Genomic DNA, 16667 nt, shown 5'->3' on the forward strand with positions numbered 1-16667 from the left:
CTGGCATAGAATGATTAATATTCATCCAATCATTTAATGTTGGGCAGGCTACCTGGCCTCGGGGGCAGAAAGTCGCGGTCAGGGTCGTAGTCGCGGCTCAGGTAGTGGGACAACTCGAGCAGGTCCTGGGAGGCCAGGCTGCCGACGGCCTGCTTGAGCTTCAGTGAATCGATGATGTAATCGTAACGAGCATCGTTGTATTCACGGACAGCGCGGTACAGCTGGCGCTCGGCATTGAGCACATCCGCGGTGTTGCGTGATCCCAGTGCACGGCCTGCATGGGTACCCTGCAACGCTGCCTGGCTGGAGTGGATGCTTTGCCGACGAGCCTGGACCTGTTCCACGCCGGCATGTATGGCGCGGTGCAGACTTCGGGTTTGCAACGTCACTGCGCGGCGACGGTCTTCATACTCGTCTTCGCGCTGGGCCAGGCGTTGGTTGGCTTCACGCACCTGCGAACTGTGCAGGCCGCCGGCATACAGCGGGACCTTGAGCTCCAGGGCCAGGGAGCTTTGGCTGACCCTGTCGCGATAGCCGCCATGCGCGGAATTGGCAGTGGTGCTATAGCCGAAACGGTCATTGTCTCCCTTGCGATAGGACGCCACGGCGTCGAGCGTTGGCGCATGGCCTGCCTTGCGCTGCCGGTTGGTGTGCTCGGCTGCGTCCCTGGCGTGCTCGCTGGCCAACAATGAAAGATTGCCTTGCAGGGCCAGGGAAACCCATGTGTCGGCTTGCGCGGGTACCGGTGTGCGTATTGTCAACTGGTGGGTAACGCCAGCAATCTGGGTATATTTCTGGCGGGTGAGGCGGTGGAGCACTTCGAAAGTGTCTTCGACCTTGCGTTGCAACCGCTTACGGTTGGCGCTGGCAATGTCATGGGCGGCCTGTGCATCCAGCACATCCGTGATGCTGGACGCGCCATTGGCCAACCGTTCCCGAGCCTGCTGCTGTTGGCGCCTGAGTGCTGCTTCTTCAGCCTTGGCGGCGGCCAGGGCATCGCGTGCGCGCAAGGTATCGAAATAAGCCTCGGCGGTCTGCAGTATCAGCGCCTGCTCTTTTTCGGCCAGTTGCAGTGCAGCCTGGGCTGTGCCGGCCTCGGCGGCCTTGAGTGCGTGCCAACGGTCCAGGCGGAACAGGGGCTGGGTGAGGCTGGCCTGGTGGAGAGTGCCGCTGCGTATGCGATCACCGTTGGTCTCGTCGGTTTGCAGGCGACTGCCCTCGATACTGATGCCGGCATCGAGGGTCGGTAGCAGTCCGGCCATGGCTTGGGGGATTCGCTCTTGCAGCGCTTGGTATTCGTGGCGAGCGGCGCTGAGTTGGGCATCGTGTTCGACTGCAAAGCGATAGACATCCAGCAGTTCGGCGCGTTGTGCCTGGGCGAGTAGGGGATGGCAGAAAATCAGGCAGCTCAGGAGCGTGAGGTGGCGACGGGGCATGGACGGTCCGTGTCTTCGCAGTTAAGAACGGAGCGAATCCTACTATCGGCAAATACTGGCGATATATGGGATGAAGGGTGTGTGTTTCGTAGGAAAGCGCGCCCGGCAACGTAAGGGTGTGGCGCGACGGTTGCAGGCGCTCAAGGCCTCTATTCAGGGGTATACAGGGCGAAAGGTTCAATCCAACTAATGTGATGCATTATTTTCACTCATAGATCTTGGCGATTGATGTTTTTTTGCTATTATCAAAATCCTTTCTGGAAACCTAGAACGCCCGTTCTAGAGCCTCCGAATTCAGTTTCAGTTAAGTTTTCTCCCGTAGCGTAAGTCGACAAGAGATTGTGATTTATCGCCTGTGCGTGTCATCTAACGCCCTGCATAGCCAGAATCTTTCCCCGGTAAAATGGACCTTACCTACAACCGCCAAGAGGATGAATCATGCCCGTCAAGGACCCAAACAAGGTCGTCCCGGCTGCACCTGCCGAAAGCGCCGATGCCGCCCTGAAGCATATCGTCGACGGCTTCCTGCGTTTTCACCATGACGTCTTTCCCGAACAGCAAGAGCTGTTCAAGAAACTCGCCACCGCGCAAAAGCCACGCGCCATGTTCATCACTTGTGCCGACTCACGCATCGTTCCGGAGCTGATCACCCAGAGCTCGCCGGGCGATCTGTTCGTGACTCGCAACGTCGGCAACGTCGTTCCGCCCTATGGGCAGATGAACGGGGGTGTCTCCACTGCCATCGAATACGCCGTGATGGCGCTGGGCGTGCACCACATCATCGTTTGCGGTCACTCCGACTGCGGCGCCATGCGCGCGGTGCTCAACCCCAACTCGCTGGAGAAGATGCCCACGGTCAAGGCCTGGCTGCGCCATGCCGAAGTGGCCCGCACCGTAGTCGAGGACAACTGCTCCTGCGGCAGCGAGCACGAAAGCATGCAGGTGCTGACCAAGGAAAACGTCATCGCCCAGTTGCACCACCTGCGTACCCATCCTTCGGTCGCCTCGCGCCTGGCAGCCGGCCAGCTGTTCATCCATGGCTGGGTCTACGACATCGAGACCAGCCGGATCGAAGCCTACGACGCTGCGACCGACAGCTTCCTGCCGCTCACTGCCGGTGAGCCAATTCCCTGCGCTACGCCGAGAGGTCGCTACTAAGCGATCCGAACACCTGCATTGTTCTTGATGGCCGGTCGCACCCCAGCGGGGTGTGGCCTGGCTGTCGGCTGCCTTGAATTTCCCTGACTGCCCTGCCGGCTTGCTGGCGGCCCGCGCCTGCGCGCGTGTCAGGGTTCCCCGTGCCTGCGGCCTTGGATTGGCCGCCAAACTTGAGAAAGGAGCTTCATGGTGAACAAGACACAGATCAAAGCGGCGATGCCGCGAGAGTTGTTGGCCTCAGTGGTTGTCTTCCTGGTGGCGCTGCCCCTGTGCATGGGTATCGCGATCGCCTCGGGCATGCCGCCGGCCAAGGGTCTGATCACAGGCATCATCGGCGGTATCGTCGTGGGCTTTCTGGCCGGCTCGCCCTTGCAGGTCAGTGGTCCTGCCGCGGGCCTGGCGGTGTTGGTGTTCGAACTGGTGCGTCAGCATGGCATGGCCATGCTGGGGCCGATTTTGTTGCTGGCGGGGTTGTTGCAGTTGCTGGCAGGACGCCTACGCCTGGGCTGCTGGTTCCGGGTCACAGCGCCTGCGGTGGTGTATGGGATGCTCGCGGGGATCGGCGTGCTGATCGTGCTGTCCCAGGTGCACGTGATGTTCGACAGTGCGCCACAGCCCTCGGGTGTGGATAACCTGCTGGGCTTCCCGGCGACCCTGGCCTCGGCGCTGCCCCTGGAGCGCGCGGGCAATGGCTGGCAGGCCGGCGTCCTGGGCCTGGGCACCATTGCCTTGATGTGGGCATGGGAGCGTTGGCGACCTCAGCGCTTGCGCTTTGTGCCTGGCGCGCTGTTGGGTGTGGCGGCGATGACCGCTGTCAGCCTGTGGCTGGCCTTGCCGGTAAACCGGGTGCAGGTGCCAGCGGATTTATCCGAAGCCATCGACTGGCTGCGCCCGGATGATCTGCTCAAGCTGGCCGACCCTGCCCTGCTGGTCGCAGCCTTCGCCCTGGCCTTCATCGCCAGTGCCGAAACCCTGCTTTCGGCCGCCGCGGTGGACCGCATGCACAGCGGTCAGCGCTCGGACTTCGATCGGGAGTTGTCGGCGCAGGGCTTGGGCAACATGCTGTGCGGTGTGCTCGGGGCGCTGCCGATGACCGGCGTGATCGTGCGCAGCTCGGCCAACGTCCAGGCCGGTGCGCAGACGCGATGGTCGGCGATTTTCCATGGCTTGTGGCTGCTGGCTTTCGTGGTGGCACTCAGTAGCGTGCTGCAGCAGATCCCGGTCGCCAGCCTGGCCGGTGTGCTGGTGTACACCGGTATCAAGCTGGTGGACTTCAAGGCCTTCCGGGGACTGGGCCGCTATGGCCGCATGCCCATGTTCACCTATGTTGCGACGGCGCTGGCGATCATCGTCACCGATCTGCTGACCGGCGTATTGCTGGGCTTTGCCCTGACCCTGCTCAAGCTGGCGCTCAAGGCGGCGCGGCTGAAGATCGGGCTGGTCACCCTTGCGAAGGCGGGGCACATGGAATTGCGTCTGAGCGGCGCGGCGACCTTCCTCAAGGTCCCGGCGCTGACCCAGGTGCTGGAGAGCGTTCCGGAAGGGACCACGCTGCATGTGCCGTTGGGCAACCTGAGCTATATCGACCACTCCTGCCTCGAACTGCTGGAGGACTGGGGGCGCAGCAACGCGGCCAAGGGCTCGCGGCTGTTGATCGAGCAGCGACGGCTCAAGCGGCGTATCGAGGGGCGGTTGCGTACGACGGCGGGTCTTGGGGCCTGAGGCAAGAGGGGCCGCTTGGCGGCCCATTCGCGGGTGGTTGATCACACCGGTTGGCCGAGCTCCACGCCCAATTGGCGGGACAGGCACGGCCAGCGTTTCCAAGCCGCGCCGGTTTCAGGGCTGCAGAGTTTTTCCCGGTAGGCTTCCACCGATTCCACGGCGAAACTCTCGTCATTGAGCATTTCGTCCACCGAATGGTGCACCACCTCATCCAGCTGGTTGGCGAAGGTTTCGCCGATCAATTGATGGGCGATCAGGTTGGCCACGGTGGTGTCCACCGGAATCAGCGGCTGCTGGAAATGGCGGATGTACAGGTCATTGACCTCTTCGACCAGGCGATGGGCCAGGTAGGCTTCGTCCAGCAGGCAGTCCAGGCCGACGTGGCCTTGCATGACGCTGGGTGGTTGCAGGAAATAGGCCTCGGCGATTTTCAGCACCGGCTTGATCTGCGACTCGATCCCGGCTTCGCGGGCCACTTCATGAGCGGCCTCCAGCAGTTCTGGAACCTGGGCGATGTAGGCGCTGACGAAGCGCGCCAAAGTACCCTGGGCATCCTGCTCGGGCAGTTGGATCAAGGGATGCAGGTGCGGCAGTTGTTGTTCGAGGCGCTGTTTCAATTGGCCGGTCTGGCCCTCGTGGTGGTGGGCGTGGGTGATCTGCTCGCGGACAGCAGCGATGTTCATGACAACTCCAGGGACAAGGCGTTACAAACGGAAGACACTAAGTTAGCTTGCTTACGAGAATGCCTAAGACGCTTTTGTTATAACCCCGAGACACGTTTGTTCGAGCGGCTATATCAATGTGCCATCATTTTGCTCCGACCCATTAAGCCCAAGGCTTTCAAGCGATTACGTCGAGGCGTGAAGTTGTTTTCATGGCCTTCGTTGCGTGCCGTTGGTCGCTGTCTATACTCGGGTTGAACGTGATTCGTTGATGAGGCCCGACTGCCATTTGCAGGGGCTCGGTCGTCGAAGCCAGGCAGTCTTGGCCGCCATCCCCTCCTTAGCCGTACGGTCGTCCACGCCTCCGGGACAACAAGAACGATAAGGGGAACCCGCAATGATGCGACATCCACATGTCTGGATGGGCCTCCTGCTGTGGTTGGTGTTTGGCCAGGCACACGCCGCCTGGACCGTGAACATGGCACCGGGGGCGACGGAAGTCTCCAACGCCGTGTTCGACCTGCACATGACCATTTTCTGGATCTGCGTGGTCATCGGCATCGTGGTGTTCGGCGCGATGTTCTGGTCGATGGTCATCCACCGCCGTTCCACCGGCCAGGAGCCTGCGCACTTCCACGAGCACACCTGGGTCGAGATCCTCTGGACCGTCGTCCCCTTCCTGATTCTCGTGGCCATGGCCATCCCGGCCACCAAGACCCTGATCGACATCTACGACGCCAGCGAGTCGGACCTCGACATCCAGGTCACCGGCTACCAGTGGAAGTGGCACTACAAGTACCTGGGCCAGGACGTCGAGTTCTTCAGCAACCTGGCCACGCCCGCCGACCAGATCCACAACAAGGCCCCCAAGGACGAGCACTACCTGCTCGAAGTCGACCAGCCGCTGGTGCTGCCGGTCGGGGCCAAGGTGCGCTTCCTGGTGACCGCCGCCGACGTCATCCATTCCTGGTGGGTGCCGGCTTTCGCGGTCAAGCGTGACGCCATTCCGGGCTTCGTCAACGAGGCTTGGACGCGTATCGAGAAGCCAGGCATCTACCGCGGCCAGTGCACCGAGCTGTGCGGCAAGGACCACGGCTTCATGCCGGTGGTGGTCGAGGTCAAGTCCAAGGCTGATTACGACACTTGGCTAGGCGAGCGCAAAGCCGAGGCTGCCAAGCTCAAGGAGCTGACCAGCAAGGAGTGGACGCTCGAGGAACTGGTGTCGCGTGGCGACAAGGTCTACCACACCACATGCGTGGCCTGTCACCAGGCCGAAGGCCAGGGCCTGCCGCCGATGTTCCCGGCGCTCAAGGGCTCGAAGGTCGCCACCGGGCCTAAAGAGGAGCACTTGAACGTGGTGTTCCACGGTCGTCCCGGCACCGCGATGGCCGCCTTCGGCAAGCAGCTGTCGGAAGTCGATATCGCCGCAGTGGTGACCTACGAGCGCAACGCCTGGGGCAACAACAAGGGTGACATGGTCACGCCGAAGGATGTGCTGGCGCTCAAGCAGGCAGACGCGCAATGAACCGGGTTACTCGCGGCAATCAATGGATTGCAGGAGACAGGACATGAGTGCAGTGATCGACGACCACGCCCAAGGCCATGACCACGCCCACGGCCCGGCCAAGGGCCTGATGCGCTGGGTGCTGACCACCAACCACAAGGACATCGGCACGATGTACCTGTGGTTCGCCTTCACCATGTTCCTGCTCGGCGGCTCCTTCGCCATGGTGATCCGCGCCGAGCTGTTCCAGCCTGGCTTGCAGATCGTGGAACCGGCGTTCTTCAACCAGATGACCACCATGCATGGGCTGATCATGGTATTCGGCGCGGTGATGCCGGCCTTCGTCGGCTTGGCCAACTGGATGATCCCGCTGATGATCGGCGCGCCAGACATGGCCCTGCCTCGGATGAACAACTTCAGCTTCTGGCTGTTGCCGGCGGCCTTCCTGCTGCTGGTCTCGACCTTGTTCAGCCCAGGCGGTGGCCCCAACTTCGGCTGGACCTTCTATGCCCCGCTGTCCACCACCTATGCGCCGGCCAGCGTGACGTTCTTCATCTTTGCCATCCACCTGATGGGGATCAGCTCGATCATGGGCGCGATCAACGTGATCGCCACCATCCTCAACCTGCGAGCCCCAGGCATGACGCTCATGAAAATGCCGTTGTTCGTCTGGACCTGGCTGATCACCGCGTTCTTGTTGATCGCGGTGATGCCGGTGCTGGCAGGCGTGGTGACCATGATGCTGATGGACATCCACTTCGGCACCAGCTTCTTCAGTGCCGCTGGCGGCGGTGACCCGGTGCTGTTCCAGCATGTGTTCTGGTTCTTCGGGCACCCTGAGGTGTACATCATGATCCTGCCGGCCTTCGGCGCGGTCAGCTCGATCATTCCGGCTTTCTCGCGCAAGCCGTTGTTCGGCTACACCTCGATGGTCTACGCCACCGGTGCGATCGCCTTCCTGTCGTTCATCGTCTGGGCCCACCACATGTTCGTGGTCGGGATTCCGGTGGTCGGCGAGCTGTTCTTCATGTACGCCACCATGCTGATCGCCGTCCCTACCGGGGTGAAGGTGTTCAACTGGGTCAGCACCATGTGGCAGGGCGCCCTGACCTTCGAAGCGCCGATGCTGTTCGCCATCGCGTTCGTCATCCTGTTCACCATCGGGGGGTTCTCCGGCTTGATGCTGGCCATCGCCCCGGCGGACTTCCAGTACCACGACACCTACTTCGTCGTGGCCCACTTCCACTACGTGCTGGTGCCCGGCGCAATCTTCGGCATCTTCGCCTCGGCCTACTACTGGTTGCCGAAATGGACCGGCCACATGTACGACGAAACCTTGGCCAAACTGCACTTCTGGCTCTCGTTCGTGGGCATGAACATGGCCTTCTTCCCCATGCACTTCGTGGGGCTGGCCGGCATGCCGCGGCGGATTCCGGACTACAACCTGCAGTTCGCCGATTTCAACATGGTCTCGTCGATCGGCGCCTTCACCTTCGGCGCGACGCAGATCCTGTTCCTGTTCATCGTCATCAAGTGCATCCGCGGCGGCGCGCCGGCACCGGCCAAGCCTTGGGATGGCGCCGATGGCCTGGAGTGGACGGTGCCTTCACCAGCGCCTTACCACACGTTCCAGACGCCACCGGACGTGAAGTAGGACACCGGGCATGAATGGCCTTTCGCTCAGACGCCTGGTCACGCGCCTGTTGATGCTGACGGTGGTGATGTTCGCCTTCGGTTTTGCCCTGGTGCCGATCTACGACGTGATGTGCAAGGCGTTCGGCATCAATGGCAAGACCGGCGGGCAATACGAGGGCAGCCAGGTCAGCGACCCGTCGCGCACGGTGCGGGTGCAGTTCATGTCCACCAACGCCAGCGACATGGTCTGGGACTTCTACTCCACGGCCGACCAGTTGGAGGTCAATCCGGGCGCGGTCAACCAGATGATCTTCATCGCCCGCAACCCCACCGACCGGCCCATGAGCGCCCAGGCGATACCCAGCATCACGCCGGCCGAGGCCGCAGCGTATTTTCACAAGACCGAGTGCTTCTGCTTTACCCAGCAGGTGCTGCAGCCCGGTGAGCGCATCGAAATGCCGGTGCGCTTCATCGTCGATCGCGACCTGCCGGCCAATGTGAAGCACCTGACACTGGCCTACACCTTGTTCGACATCACCGCTCGCCACCCACCGGTCGCCCATGTCGCGGCCCAGGACGTTCAGGGCGCCCGTTAAGGGAAGGAGAACAGCAATGGCAAGTCATGAGCACTACTACGTCCCGGCGCAGAGCAAGTGGCCGATCATCGCGACCATCGGGATGTTCATCACGGTGTTCGGCCTGGGGACCTGGTTCAACGACCTCAAGGCCGGGCACCCCGAGTCCCATGGGCCGCTGATCTTCTTCGTCGGCGCGTTGTTTCTGGCCTATATGCTGTTCGGCTGGTTCGGTGCGGTGGTCAGGGAAAGCCATGCCGGGCTCTATAGCGCACAGATGGACCGCTCGTTCCGCTGGGGCATGAGCTGGTTCATTTTCTCGGAGGTGATGTTCTTTCTGGCGTTTTTCGGCGCGCTGTTCTACGTGCGGGTGCTGGCCGGCCCCTGGCTCGGTGGCGAGGGGCACAAAGGCATCGCCCACATGCTCTGGCCGACGTTCGAATTCGCCTGGCCGCTGCTGCATACACCGGATCCGAAGCTGTTTCCGCCGCCCAAGGAAGTCATCGACCCGTGGCACCTGCCGCTGATCAACACCATTTTGTTGGTCAGTTCCAGTGTGACGGTCACCATCGCCCACCATGCCCTGCGCAAGAACCATCGGGGGCCGCTCAAGCTGTGGCTGGGGCTGACCATCCTGCTGGGCTTGTCGTTCCTGGCGCTGCAGGCCTACGAGTATCACGAGGCCTATACCCAGCTGGGCCTGACGCTGGGCTCGGGGATCTACGGCGCGACCTTCTTCATGCTCACGGGGTTTCACGGTGCCCACGTGACCTTGGGCACGCTGATCCTGATCGTGATGTTCTGCCGCGTGCTGCGCGGGCATTTCAATCCAGACAAGCATTTTGGTTTCGAGGCGGCCAGCTGGTACTGGCACTTCGTCGATGTGGTGTGGGTGGGGCTGTTCATCTTCGTGTACGTGCTCTGAACCTTGTGAAGGCAACTGTCTTTAAAGAGCACCGACGGGCCAGGTAGGAGCGGGTCAGGTGAGAACCTAGAAGGGGGCGTGGGAGACCAGTTGGCCGCTGATCAGGCCCCAGGCCACCAGGGCAATGGTCAGGGAGGCCAGGGTGACCCGCACAGTCAGGGCCTTGAGCAAGCGGGTCGAGTGTTCGTCGTCCTTGACCAGAAACACCAGCCCGCTGAACAGGCTGGCGATGGTGGCCAACAGCATCAGGACAATCGCGGCCTTGAGCATGGCGAAACTCCGGGGGAATGCGGTGATGATTCTAAGTATAGCGATCGACCTGGCGAGGCCGCGGTGAAGCCGTTTCGCCCAGGCCTGGTACCGACCCTGGTGGTGCTCGCGCTGCTGCCGGGCCTGATTGCGCTCGGCTGCTGGCAACTGGGTCGTGCCGATGAAAAGCGTACGCTGCTGGCAAGCTACGCCGAACGCCGGATCGAGGCGCCACTGGCCAGCGCCCAGCTGCCGCAGGTGGCTGATCCGGCCTATCGTCGCGTGCACCTGTATGGCCGCTTCGATGGGGAGCACAGCTTGCTGCTGGACAACAGCATCCGCGATGGACGGGTCGGCGTGGAGCTGCTGCAGCCTTTCCATGACCAGGCCAGCGGCCTGTGGCTGCTGGTCAATCGGGGTTGGCTGCCTTGGCCAGATCGTCGCGACCCCGTCCGTTTCGATACCCCCGCGCAGGCCCTGGCCCTCGAAGCCTCGGTCTATGTCGCGCCCGGCGCCACCTTCCAGTTGCACCCCGACCCGGTCGGCGGCCAGTGGCCGCACCTGCTGACCGCCGTCGCCCCAGCCCAACTGTGGCAACAGCTGGGGCGTGAAGGCTTCGCCCATGAGCTGCGTCTTGAGGATGGCCCAGCCAGCTACCGGCTGGACTGGCCGGTGGTCGCCATGGGCCCGGAAAAACACCTGGGCTACGCCGTGCAATGGTTCGCCCTGGCCACGGCGTTGGTGCTGCTCTACCTCTACTTCGGTTGGCATGACAAAAAGGAGAACACCCATGGGCGGCGTAACGAGTCCACTGGACATGCCTGAACGTGGCAAAGCCAGAAGCCGCGGGCGTTTGCAACTGATCCTGATCCTGCTGGTGGTGTTGGGGCCGATGATTCTGGCCACCAGCATGTACAAGCTGCAGTTCTGGGTGCCCGAGGGTCGCAGCTATCACGGCGAGATGATCGGCAACGGCGAAAGCCGCGCCGACATCGGCATCGATGCCCAGGAGGCGCGCTGGCAATTGCTGGTCAGTGCCCCGGCAGCCTGCGCCAAGGACTGCCAAGCGCTGGTATACCTGGCGCGGCAGATCCAGATCGGCCTGGGCCGCGATGCAAGCCGTGCCAGCCATGCCTTGGCCACCGCCCAGCCACTCCCTGGCGATTACCAAGGCACCCTTGAGCGTGAGTACCCGCAGTTGCAACGTTACCCGCTGGATACCCAGCGCTATGGCCAGAAGGTCGAGGCGCCTGGTCCGCAGTTGTGGATCGTCGACCCCCACGGCAACCTGGTGCTGCGCTACGACGCCAAGGTCAACGGCAAACAGGTGCTCGACGACCTGCGCCATCTGCTCAAGCTGTCCAACATCGGCTAGGAGGCCGCCATGGCCAGACCCGGATATCGCCTTGCTGTGTTCGCCACCGTGCTGGCGCTGCTGGTCGTGCTGCTCGGTGCCTATACTCGCCTGACCCACGCCGGCCTGGGCTGTCCCGACTGGCCAGGCTGCTATGGCTTCATCGGTGTGCCCAAGACCGAAGCCCAGCTGGCTCACGCCGAACTGCGCTTCCCGGACCACCCAGTGGAAGAGGCCAAGGGCTGGGCCGAAATGGTCCATCGTTACTTCGCCGGCACCCTGGCGACGGTGATCGCGCTGTTGGCCTTCCAGGCTGTACGTCGTCATGCCCGGGATGGCCAGCCCTACCGTCTACCGGTGCTGTTGCTGGGGGTGGTGCTCGCCCAGGCGGCGTTCGGCATGTGGACGGTCACCCTCAAGCTTTGGCCGCAGGTGGTCACCGCCCATTTGCTGGGTGGCTTCACCACGCTCAGTTTGTTGTTCCTGTTATCCCTGCGTCTATCGCGCGCCTTTGCGCCGTTGCCCAAGCTACCGTTGAGTCTGCGTCGGGTGGCTGCGCTGGCGCTGTTGGTGGTGATCGGGCAGATCGCCCTGGGGGGTTGGGTCAGTGCCAACTATGCCGCGGTGGCTTGCATCGATCTGCCCACCTGCCACGGTCAATGGTGGCCGTCGGCGGACTTCAGCAACGGCTTTCACCTGACCCAGCACGTGGGGCCCAACTACCTGGGTGGGCAGTTGGACAGCGATGCCCGCACGGCCATCCACATCAGTCACCGGCTTGGGGCGTTGATGGTTGTCGGGGTGCTGCTGATGCTGAGCTGGAAGCTGCATCGCAACGGCCTCACTGGCCTGGCTCGGCTGGTGCTGCTGGTGCTTGGTCTGCAGGTCTGCCTGGGGATCAGCAATGTGCTGTTCCATCTGCCGCTGGGCGTGGCCGTGGCGCATAACGCGGGCGGAGCCCTGCTGCTGCTGAGCATGGTGCTGGTGAACTATCGGATTCGCGTGGTGGACAAGGTCCGCGTCGGCCATGGCTGGCGCCTGACACCGGTCACCAGCGCGGGTGGCTCTGTGCACACGAGGGCTGACGCGTGGCGACGCTTCTGAGTGAACGCCGGACGCGGGCCGGTTGGCGCGACTACCTGGAGCTGACCAAGCCGAAAGTGGTTGTGCTGATGCTGATCACTTCGTTGGCGGGCATGTTCCTGGCCACCCGGGCGGGGGTGCCCTGGCCCATCCTGGTGTTCGGAAACCTGGGAATTGCCCTGTGCGCCGGGGGCGCGGCGGTGGTCAATCATGTGGTGGACCGGCGCATCGATGCACTGATGGCCCGCACCCACAAGCGCCCTCTGGCCGAAGGCCGGGTCGCGCCCTTGCCGGCGCTGGGCTTCGCACTGGCCTTGTCGCTGACGGGCATGGCTGTGCTGCTGGTGTTCACCAACCCCCTCACCGCCTGGCTGACCCTGGCTTCGTTGCTGGGTTATGCCGTGGTCTACACCGGTTTTCTCAAGCGTGCCACGCCGCAGAACATCGTCATTGGTGGCCTGGCTGGCGCGACGCCGCCGCTACTGGGCTGGGTGGCGGTGAGTGGGCACATGAGCGCCGAGCCGTTGCTGCTGGTGCTGATCATCTTCGCCTGGACCCCACCGCACTTCTGGGCCCTGGCGATCCATCGCAAGCAGGAGTACGCCAAGGCGGACATTCCCATGCTGCCGGTGACCCATGGCGAGCGCTACACCAAGCTGCACATCCTGCTCTATACCTTCGTGCTGCTGGCGGTCAGCCTGCTGCCGTATGTCATCCACATGAGCGGCCCGCTCTACCTGGCTTGTGCCCTCGTCCTGGGCCTGCGCTTTCTCCACTGGGCCTGGGTGTTGTACCGTGGCACCAGGCCGCACGCTGCGATCAGGACCTTCAAGTACTCTATCGGGTACTTGTTCCTGCTGTTCATCGCACTGCTTTTGGACCACTACCTGTTGCCGACCTTATGACCCGAACCCAGAAAACCGTCTTCATCCTCGTCGCCGTCGTTGCCTTGATCCTCGGCCTGACCGTCAACAAGGTGCTCAATGGCCGCAACGAGGCGAACCCGGCCGAGCTGATCGATGCCGGCATCATCCTCCTGCCCCAGAGCCGCACGGTGCCGGATGTGACCATGACCGACCAGGACGGCCGTCCTGTGGAACTGGACCAGCTCAAGGGCAAGTGGTCGCTGCTGTTCTTCGGCTACACCTACTGCCCCGACATCTGCCCGACCACCCTGGCCCAGTTGCGCCAGGTCAAGAGCGAGCTGCCCAAGGAAGCACTCGAGCATTTGCAGGTGGTACTAGTGAGCGTGGACCCGAACCGGGACACGCCGAACCAGCTCAAGCAGTACCTGGGCTATTTCGACAAGGACTTCGTGGGCCTGACGGGGTCGATCGAGGACACCCAGGCGTTGGCCAATGGCCTGAGCATACCGTTCATTCCGGCCGATACCAGCAAGCCGGGGTACACGGTCGATCACAGCGGCAACCTGGCGGTGGTCGGGCCGGACGGGCGTCAGCGCGGTTTCATCCGTGCACCGTTGAACAACCAGAAGCTGGTGGCGCAGTTGCCGGGGTTGGTCAAACGGGATTGACCTCGCGGCTGAAAAGCTTCGCGGGTAAACCCGCTCCCACAGATTCATCGAGGCTCCTTGGCCTGTGGTGTCTCTGTGGAAGCGGGTTTACCCGCGAAAGGCTTAGTGCGATCTGACCGCTTAGAACGCCGGAATCACTGCACCTTTGTACTTCTCGGTGATGAACTGCTTCACCTGCGGCGAGTGCAGGGCGGCGGCCAGTTTCTTGATGGCGTCGGCGTCCTTGTTGTCCGGACGGGCAACCAGGATGTTCACGTACGGCGAGTCGCTGCCTTCGATGACCAGGGCGTCCTTCTCAGGGTTGAGCTTGGCTTCGAGGGCGTAGTTGGTGTTGATCAGCGCCAGGTCGACCTGGGTCAGCACGCGTGGAATGGTGGCCGCTTCCAGCTCGCGGAACTTCAGGCCCTTGACGTTGGCGGTGATGTCCTTGACGGTCGACAGGATGTTCTTGTTGTCCTTGAGCTTGATCACACCGGCCTTGTCCAGCAGCAGCAGGGCGCGGCCGCCGTTAGTGGCGTCGTTGGGGATGACCACGGTGGCGCCGGACGACAGCTCGTCGAGCTTCTTGATCTTGCTCGAGTAGGCGCCCAGCGGCTCCAGGTGTACGCCGGCAACGCTGACCAGGTTGGTGCCCTTGGCCTTGTTGAACTCATCCAGGTACGGTTGGTGCTGGAAGAAGTTGGCGTCCAGGCGCTTTTCGGCCACCTGCACGTTCGGCTGGATGTAGTCAGTGAATTCCTTGACCTTCAGTTCCACCCCTTCCTTGGCCAGTTGCGGCTTCACGAAGTTGAGGATCTCGGCGTGCGGAACCGGGGTGGCCGCGACAGTGAGGGACTCGGCGTTGGCCGAGAAGGCCGCGACAGCGGCGACAACAGCAAGCAGCTTCTTCATTGATCACTCCTTGTGAGGGCCGCGACGGCCCCCGAACGGGTCGGCTGGGCCGACCCCATTGGGGTTACTTACGGGAAAAATGCACGACCAGTTTGTCGCCGACGCTCTGCAGAACTTGAACCAGGATCAGCAGCAGGATCACCGTGACCACCATCACGTCGGTCTGGAAACGCTGGTAGCCGAAGCGGATGGCCAGGTCGCCCAGGCCACCGGCACCGACCACACCGGCCATGGCGGTGTAGGACACCAGGGTGATGGCGGTGACGGTGATGGCAGCGAAGATGCCCGGACGGGCCTCTGGCAGCAGGGCGCTGGTGATGATCTGGCGGGTGGTGGCGCCCATCGACTGGGTGGCCTCGATGATGCCGCGGTCCACTTCACGCAGGGCGGTTTCTACCAGACGCGCGAAGAATGGCGTGGCACCTACCACCAACGGCGGGATGGCGCCGGCGACGCCCAGCGAGGTGCCGGTGATCAGCACGGTGATCGGAATCATGACGATCAGCAGGATGATGAACGGCAGCGAACGCAGCACGTTGACCACCAGCGACAGCAGCGCGTACACGCCCTTTTGTTCGAACATCTGGCGCGGGCCGCACAGGAACAGCAATACGCCCAGTGGTAGGCCCAGCAGCACGGTGAAGAACAGTGAGCCGAACAACATGATCATGGTGTCGATCGTGGCGAGCCAGATTTCGGCCCAATCGACGTTGGCGAAGAAATTTAGGGCGTCCATCAACGCAGTACCTCCATATGAACATCAGCTGCCTTGAAGCGGGCGAACGCCGCTTCCATGTCACCGCCGGTGACGGCGAGCGTGAGCTGTCCATAGGGGACGTCCTTGATGCGGTCGATACGCCCGACCAGGATGCTGTAGTCCACGCCGGTCTCGCGGGCCACGGTGCCCAGCAGCGGCGCGTAGGTGGCATCGCCCTGGAAGGTCAGGCGCACGATACGCCCTGGCACGTGGGCGAAGTCGTCGCGCTGCTCGCTTTCGTCCACCTGCTCGTCTTCCTGGACGAAACGCTTGGTGGTCGGGTGCTGCGGGTGCAGGAACACATCGGCTACCGCGCCTTGTTCGACGATCTGTCCGGCGTCCATCACCGCCACGCGGTCGCAGACCCGGCGGATCACGTCCATCTCGTGAGTGATCAGCACGATGGTCAGCTTCAGCTCACGGTTGATCTCGGCCAGCAGCTGCAGGACCTGGGCCGTGGTTTGCGGGTCGAGGGCGCTGGTGGCCTCGTCGCACAGCAGGATCTTGGGGCTGGTGGACAGGGCACGGGCGATGCCCACGCGCTGTTTCTGGCCACCGGAAAGCTGGGCGGGGTACTTCTTGGCGTGGTCCGACAACCCGACGCGGGCCAGCAGTTCGGTCACGCGTTTGTCGATCTCGCTGCGCGACAGCTCACCGGCCAGGGTCAACGGCAGGGCGACGTTGTCGGCGACAGTCTTGGAAGCCAGCAGGTTGAAGTGCTGGAAGATCATGCCGACCTGCTGGCGGAAGCGGCGCAGCTGGTTGGCGTCGAACGCGGTGACATCTTCACCGTCGACGATGATCTTGCCGCCACTTGGGGCTTCCAGGCGGTTGATCAGGCGCAGCAAGGTGCTCTTGCCGGCGCCGGAGTGCCCGATCAGGCCGAACACCTGGCCATTCTCAATGGTCAGGCTGGTCGGGTTCAGGGCAGGAATATCCCTACCGGCGACGCGGTAGGTCTTGTGGACATTTTGAAACTCGATCACTGAGCGAACCTTGTGGGGCGCATGGAATTTGGGTCAGCGGTTAGCCGGGGTCGCGCATTTTAGCCTTTTCCCATAGTTGTTCTTAGCATTTATTTCGCCTTCAACCAATCCGCTGGGCATAACGCGACAACCGGTAATCCGATTGAACGCTCAAGGGCCGGCTTCAGTCACTACAGGAACGACCCCGAACGGGGCG

Annotated in this window: 17 protein-coding genes; 11 read left to right on the top strand and 6 right to left on the bottom strand. The window is 62.7% G+C overall.

Annotated elements, in window-relative coordinates:
• Window positions 1-29: 29 nt before the first annotated feature.
• Complete coding sequence (locus IEC33019_RS00940; protein WP_070091351.1) at window positions 30-1436, bottom strand: TolC family outer membrane protein; 1407 nt, start codon at window positions 1434-1436, stop codon at window positions 30-32.
• 438 nt (window positions 1437-1874) lie between these two features.
• Between IEC33019_RS00940 and IEC33019_RS00945 the strand changes: the two genes are divergently transcribed.
• Together IEC33019_RS00945 and IEC33019_RS00950 are read left to right on the top strand one after the other, a co-directional pair.
• On the top strand, window positions 1875-2594 hold the full coding sequence (locus IEC33019_RS00945; RefSeq protein WP_070091352.1) for a carbonic anhydrase: 720 nt from the start codon (window positions 1875-1877) through the stop codon (window positions 2592-2594).
• A gap of 186 nt (window positions 2595-2780) precedes the next feature.
• Complete coding sequence (locus tag IEC33019_RS00950) at window positions 2781-4316, top strand: SulP family inorganic anion transporter (protein WP_170831719.1); 1536 nt, start codon at window positions 2781-2783, stop codon at window positions 4314-4316.
• Between the two features lie 41 nt (window positions 4317-4357).
• Here the strand turns inward: IEC33019_RS00950 and IEC33019_RS00955 are convergent, their stop codons facing one another.
• Window positions 4358-4999, bottom strand: coding sequence for a hypothetical protein (locus IEC33019_RS00955; protein ID WP_070091353.1), 642 nt, complete (start codon window positions 4997-4999; stop codon window positions 4358-4360).
• A 376-nt stretch (window positions 5000-5375) separates the two neighbouring features.
• On the opposite strand from IEC33019_RS00955, the gene coxB reads away from it, so the two are divergent.
• The 4 genes from coxB to IEC33019_RS00975 are packed head-to-tail and all read left to right on the top strand — an operon-like array spanning window position 5376 to window position 9617.
• Window positions 5376-6503 (top strand): cytochrome c oxidase subunit II, encoded by a 1128-nt coding sequence (gene coxB / locus IEC33019_RS00960; protein WP_070091354.1) that lies wholly within the window; start codon window positions 5376-5378, stop codon window positions 6501-6503.
• 43 nt (window positions 6504-6546) lie between these two features.
• A complete protein-coding gene (gene ctaD, locus IEC33019_RS00965; protein ID WP_070091355.1) occupies window positions 6547-8136 on the top strand; it encodes a cytochrome c oxidase subunit I in 1590 nt (529 codons plus the stop codon).
• A 10-nt stretch (window positions 8137-8146) separates the two neighbouring features.
• Window positions 8147-8713, top strand: a complete 567-nt coding sequence (locus IEC33019_RS00970) for a cytochrome c oxidase assembly protein (RefSeq protein ID WP_070091356.1) — start codon at window positions 8147-8149, stop codon at window positions 8711-8713.
• Between the two features lie 16 nt (window positions 8714-8729).
• Window positions 8730-9617, top strand: a complete 888-nt coding sequence (locus IEC33019_RS00975; protein WP_070091357.1) for a cytochrome c oxidase subunit 3 — start codon at window positions 8730-8732, stop codon at window positions 9615-9617.
• Between the two features lie 66 nt (window positions 9618-9683).
• Here the strand turns inward: IEC33019_RS00975 and IEC33019_RS00980 are convergent, their stop codons facing one another.
• Complete coding sequence (locus tag IEC33019_RS00980; protein WP_070091358.1) at window positions 9684-9887, bottom strand: twin transmembrane helix small protein; 204 nt, start codon at window positions 9885-9887, stop codon at window positions 9684-9686.
• A 63-nt stretch (window positions 9888-9950) separates the two neighbouring features.
• On the opposite strand from IEC33019_RS00980, the gene IEC33019_RS00985 reads away from it, so the two are divergent.
• From IEC33019_RS00985 to IEC33019_RS01005, 5 genes are read left to right on the top strand one after another with little or no spacing between them, the layout of a single operon-like run.
• Entirely contained in the window at window positions 9951-10691 is a 741-nt protein-coding gene (locus tag IEC33019_RS00985; protein ID WP_070091359.1) for an SURF1 family protein, read from the top strand.
• Entirely contained in the window at window positions 10657-11241 is a 585-nt protein-coding gene (locus IEC33019_RS00990; RefSeq protein WP_070091360.1) for a hypothetical protein, read from the top strand. Before IEC33019_RS00985 ends, IEC33019_RS00990 begins: the two co-directional genes overlap by 35 nt.
• A gap of 9 nt (window positions 11242-11250) precedes the next feature.
• On the top strand, window positions 11251-12324 hold the full coding sequence (locus IEC33019_RS00995; protein ID WP_070091361.1) for a COX15/CtaA family protein: 1074 nt from the start codon (window positions 11251-11253) through the stop codon (window positions 12322-12324).
• Window positions 12309-13208: a heme o synthase gene (gene cyoE, locus IEC33019_RS01000; RefSeq protein WP_070091362.1), complete on the top strand. Its 900-nt coding sequence runs from the start codon at window positions 12309-12311 to the stop codon at window positions 13206-13208. Before IEC33019_RS00995 ends, cyoE begins: the two co-directional genes overlap by 16 nt.
• On the top strand, window positions 13205-13837 hold the full coding sequence (locus IEC33019_RS01005; RefSeq protein ID WP_070091363.1) for an SCO family protein: 633 nt from the start codon (window positions 13205-13207) through the stop codon (window positions 13835-13837). The genes cyoE and IEC33019_RS01005 overlap by 4 nt, the downstream gene beginning before the upstream one ends.
• 120 nt (window positions 13838-13957) lie before the next feature.
• Here IEC33019_RS01005 and IEC33019_RS01010 read toward each other — a convergent pair whose 3' ends face one another.
• The 3 genes from IEC33019_RS01010 to IEC33019_RS01020 all read right to left on the bottom strand — a co-directional run bounded on the left by IEC33019_RS01010 (window position 13958) and on the right by IEC33019_RS01020 (window position 16471).
• Entirely contained in the window at window positions 13958-14728 is a 771-nt protein-coding gene (locus IEC33019_RS01010; protein ID WP_070091364.1) for a MetQ/NlpA family ABC transporter substrate-binding protein, read from the bottom strand.
• Between the two features lie 64 nt (window positions 14729-14792).
• Window positions 14793-15464: a methionine ABC transporter permease gene (locus IEC33019_RS01015; RefSeq protein WP_070091365.1), complete on the bottom strand. Its 672-nt coding sequence runs from the start codon at window positions 15462-15464 to the stop codon at window positions 14793-14795.
• A complete protein-coding gene (locus IEC33019_RS01020; protein ID WP_070091366.1) occupies window positions 15464-16471 on the bottom strand; it encodes a methionine ABC transporter ATP-binding protein in 1008 nt (335 codons plus the stop codon). The genes IEC33019_RS01015 and IEC33019_RS01020 overlap by 1 nt, the downstream gene beginning before the upstream one ends.
• Between the last annotated feature and the right edge of the window lie 196 nt (window positions 16472-16667).

Origin of the sequence: Pseudomonas putida, assembly GCF_002741075.1 — a bacterium.
Lineage (GTDB): Bacteria > Pseudomonadota > Gammaproteobacteria > Pseudomonadales > Pseudomonadaceae > Aquipseudomonas > Aquipseudomonas putida_T.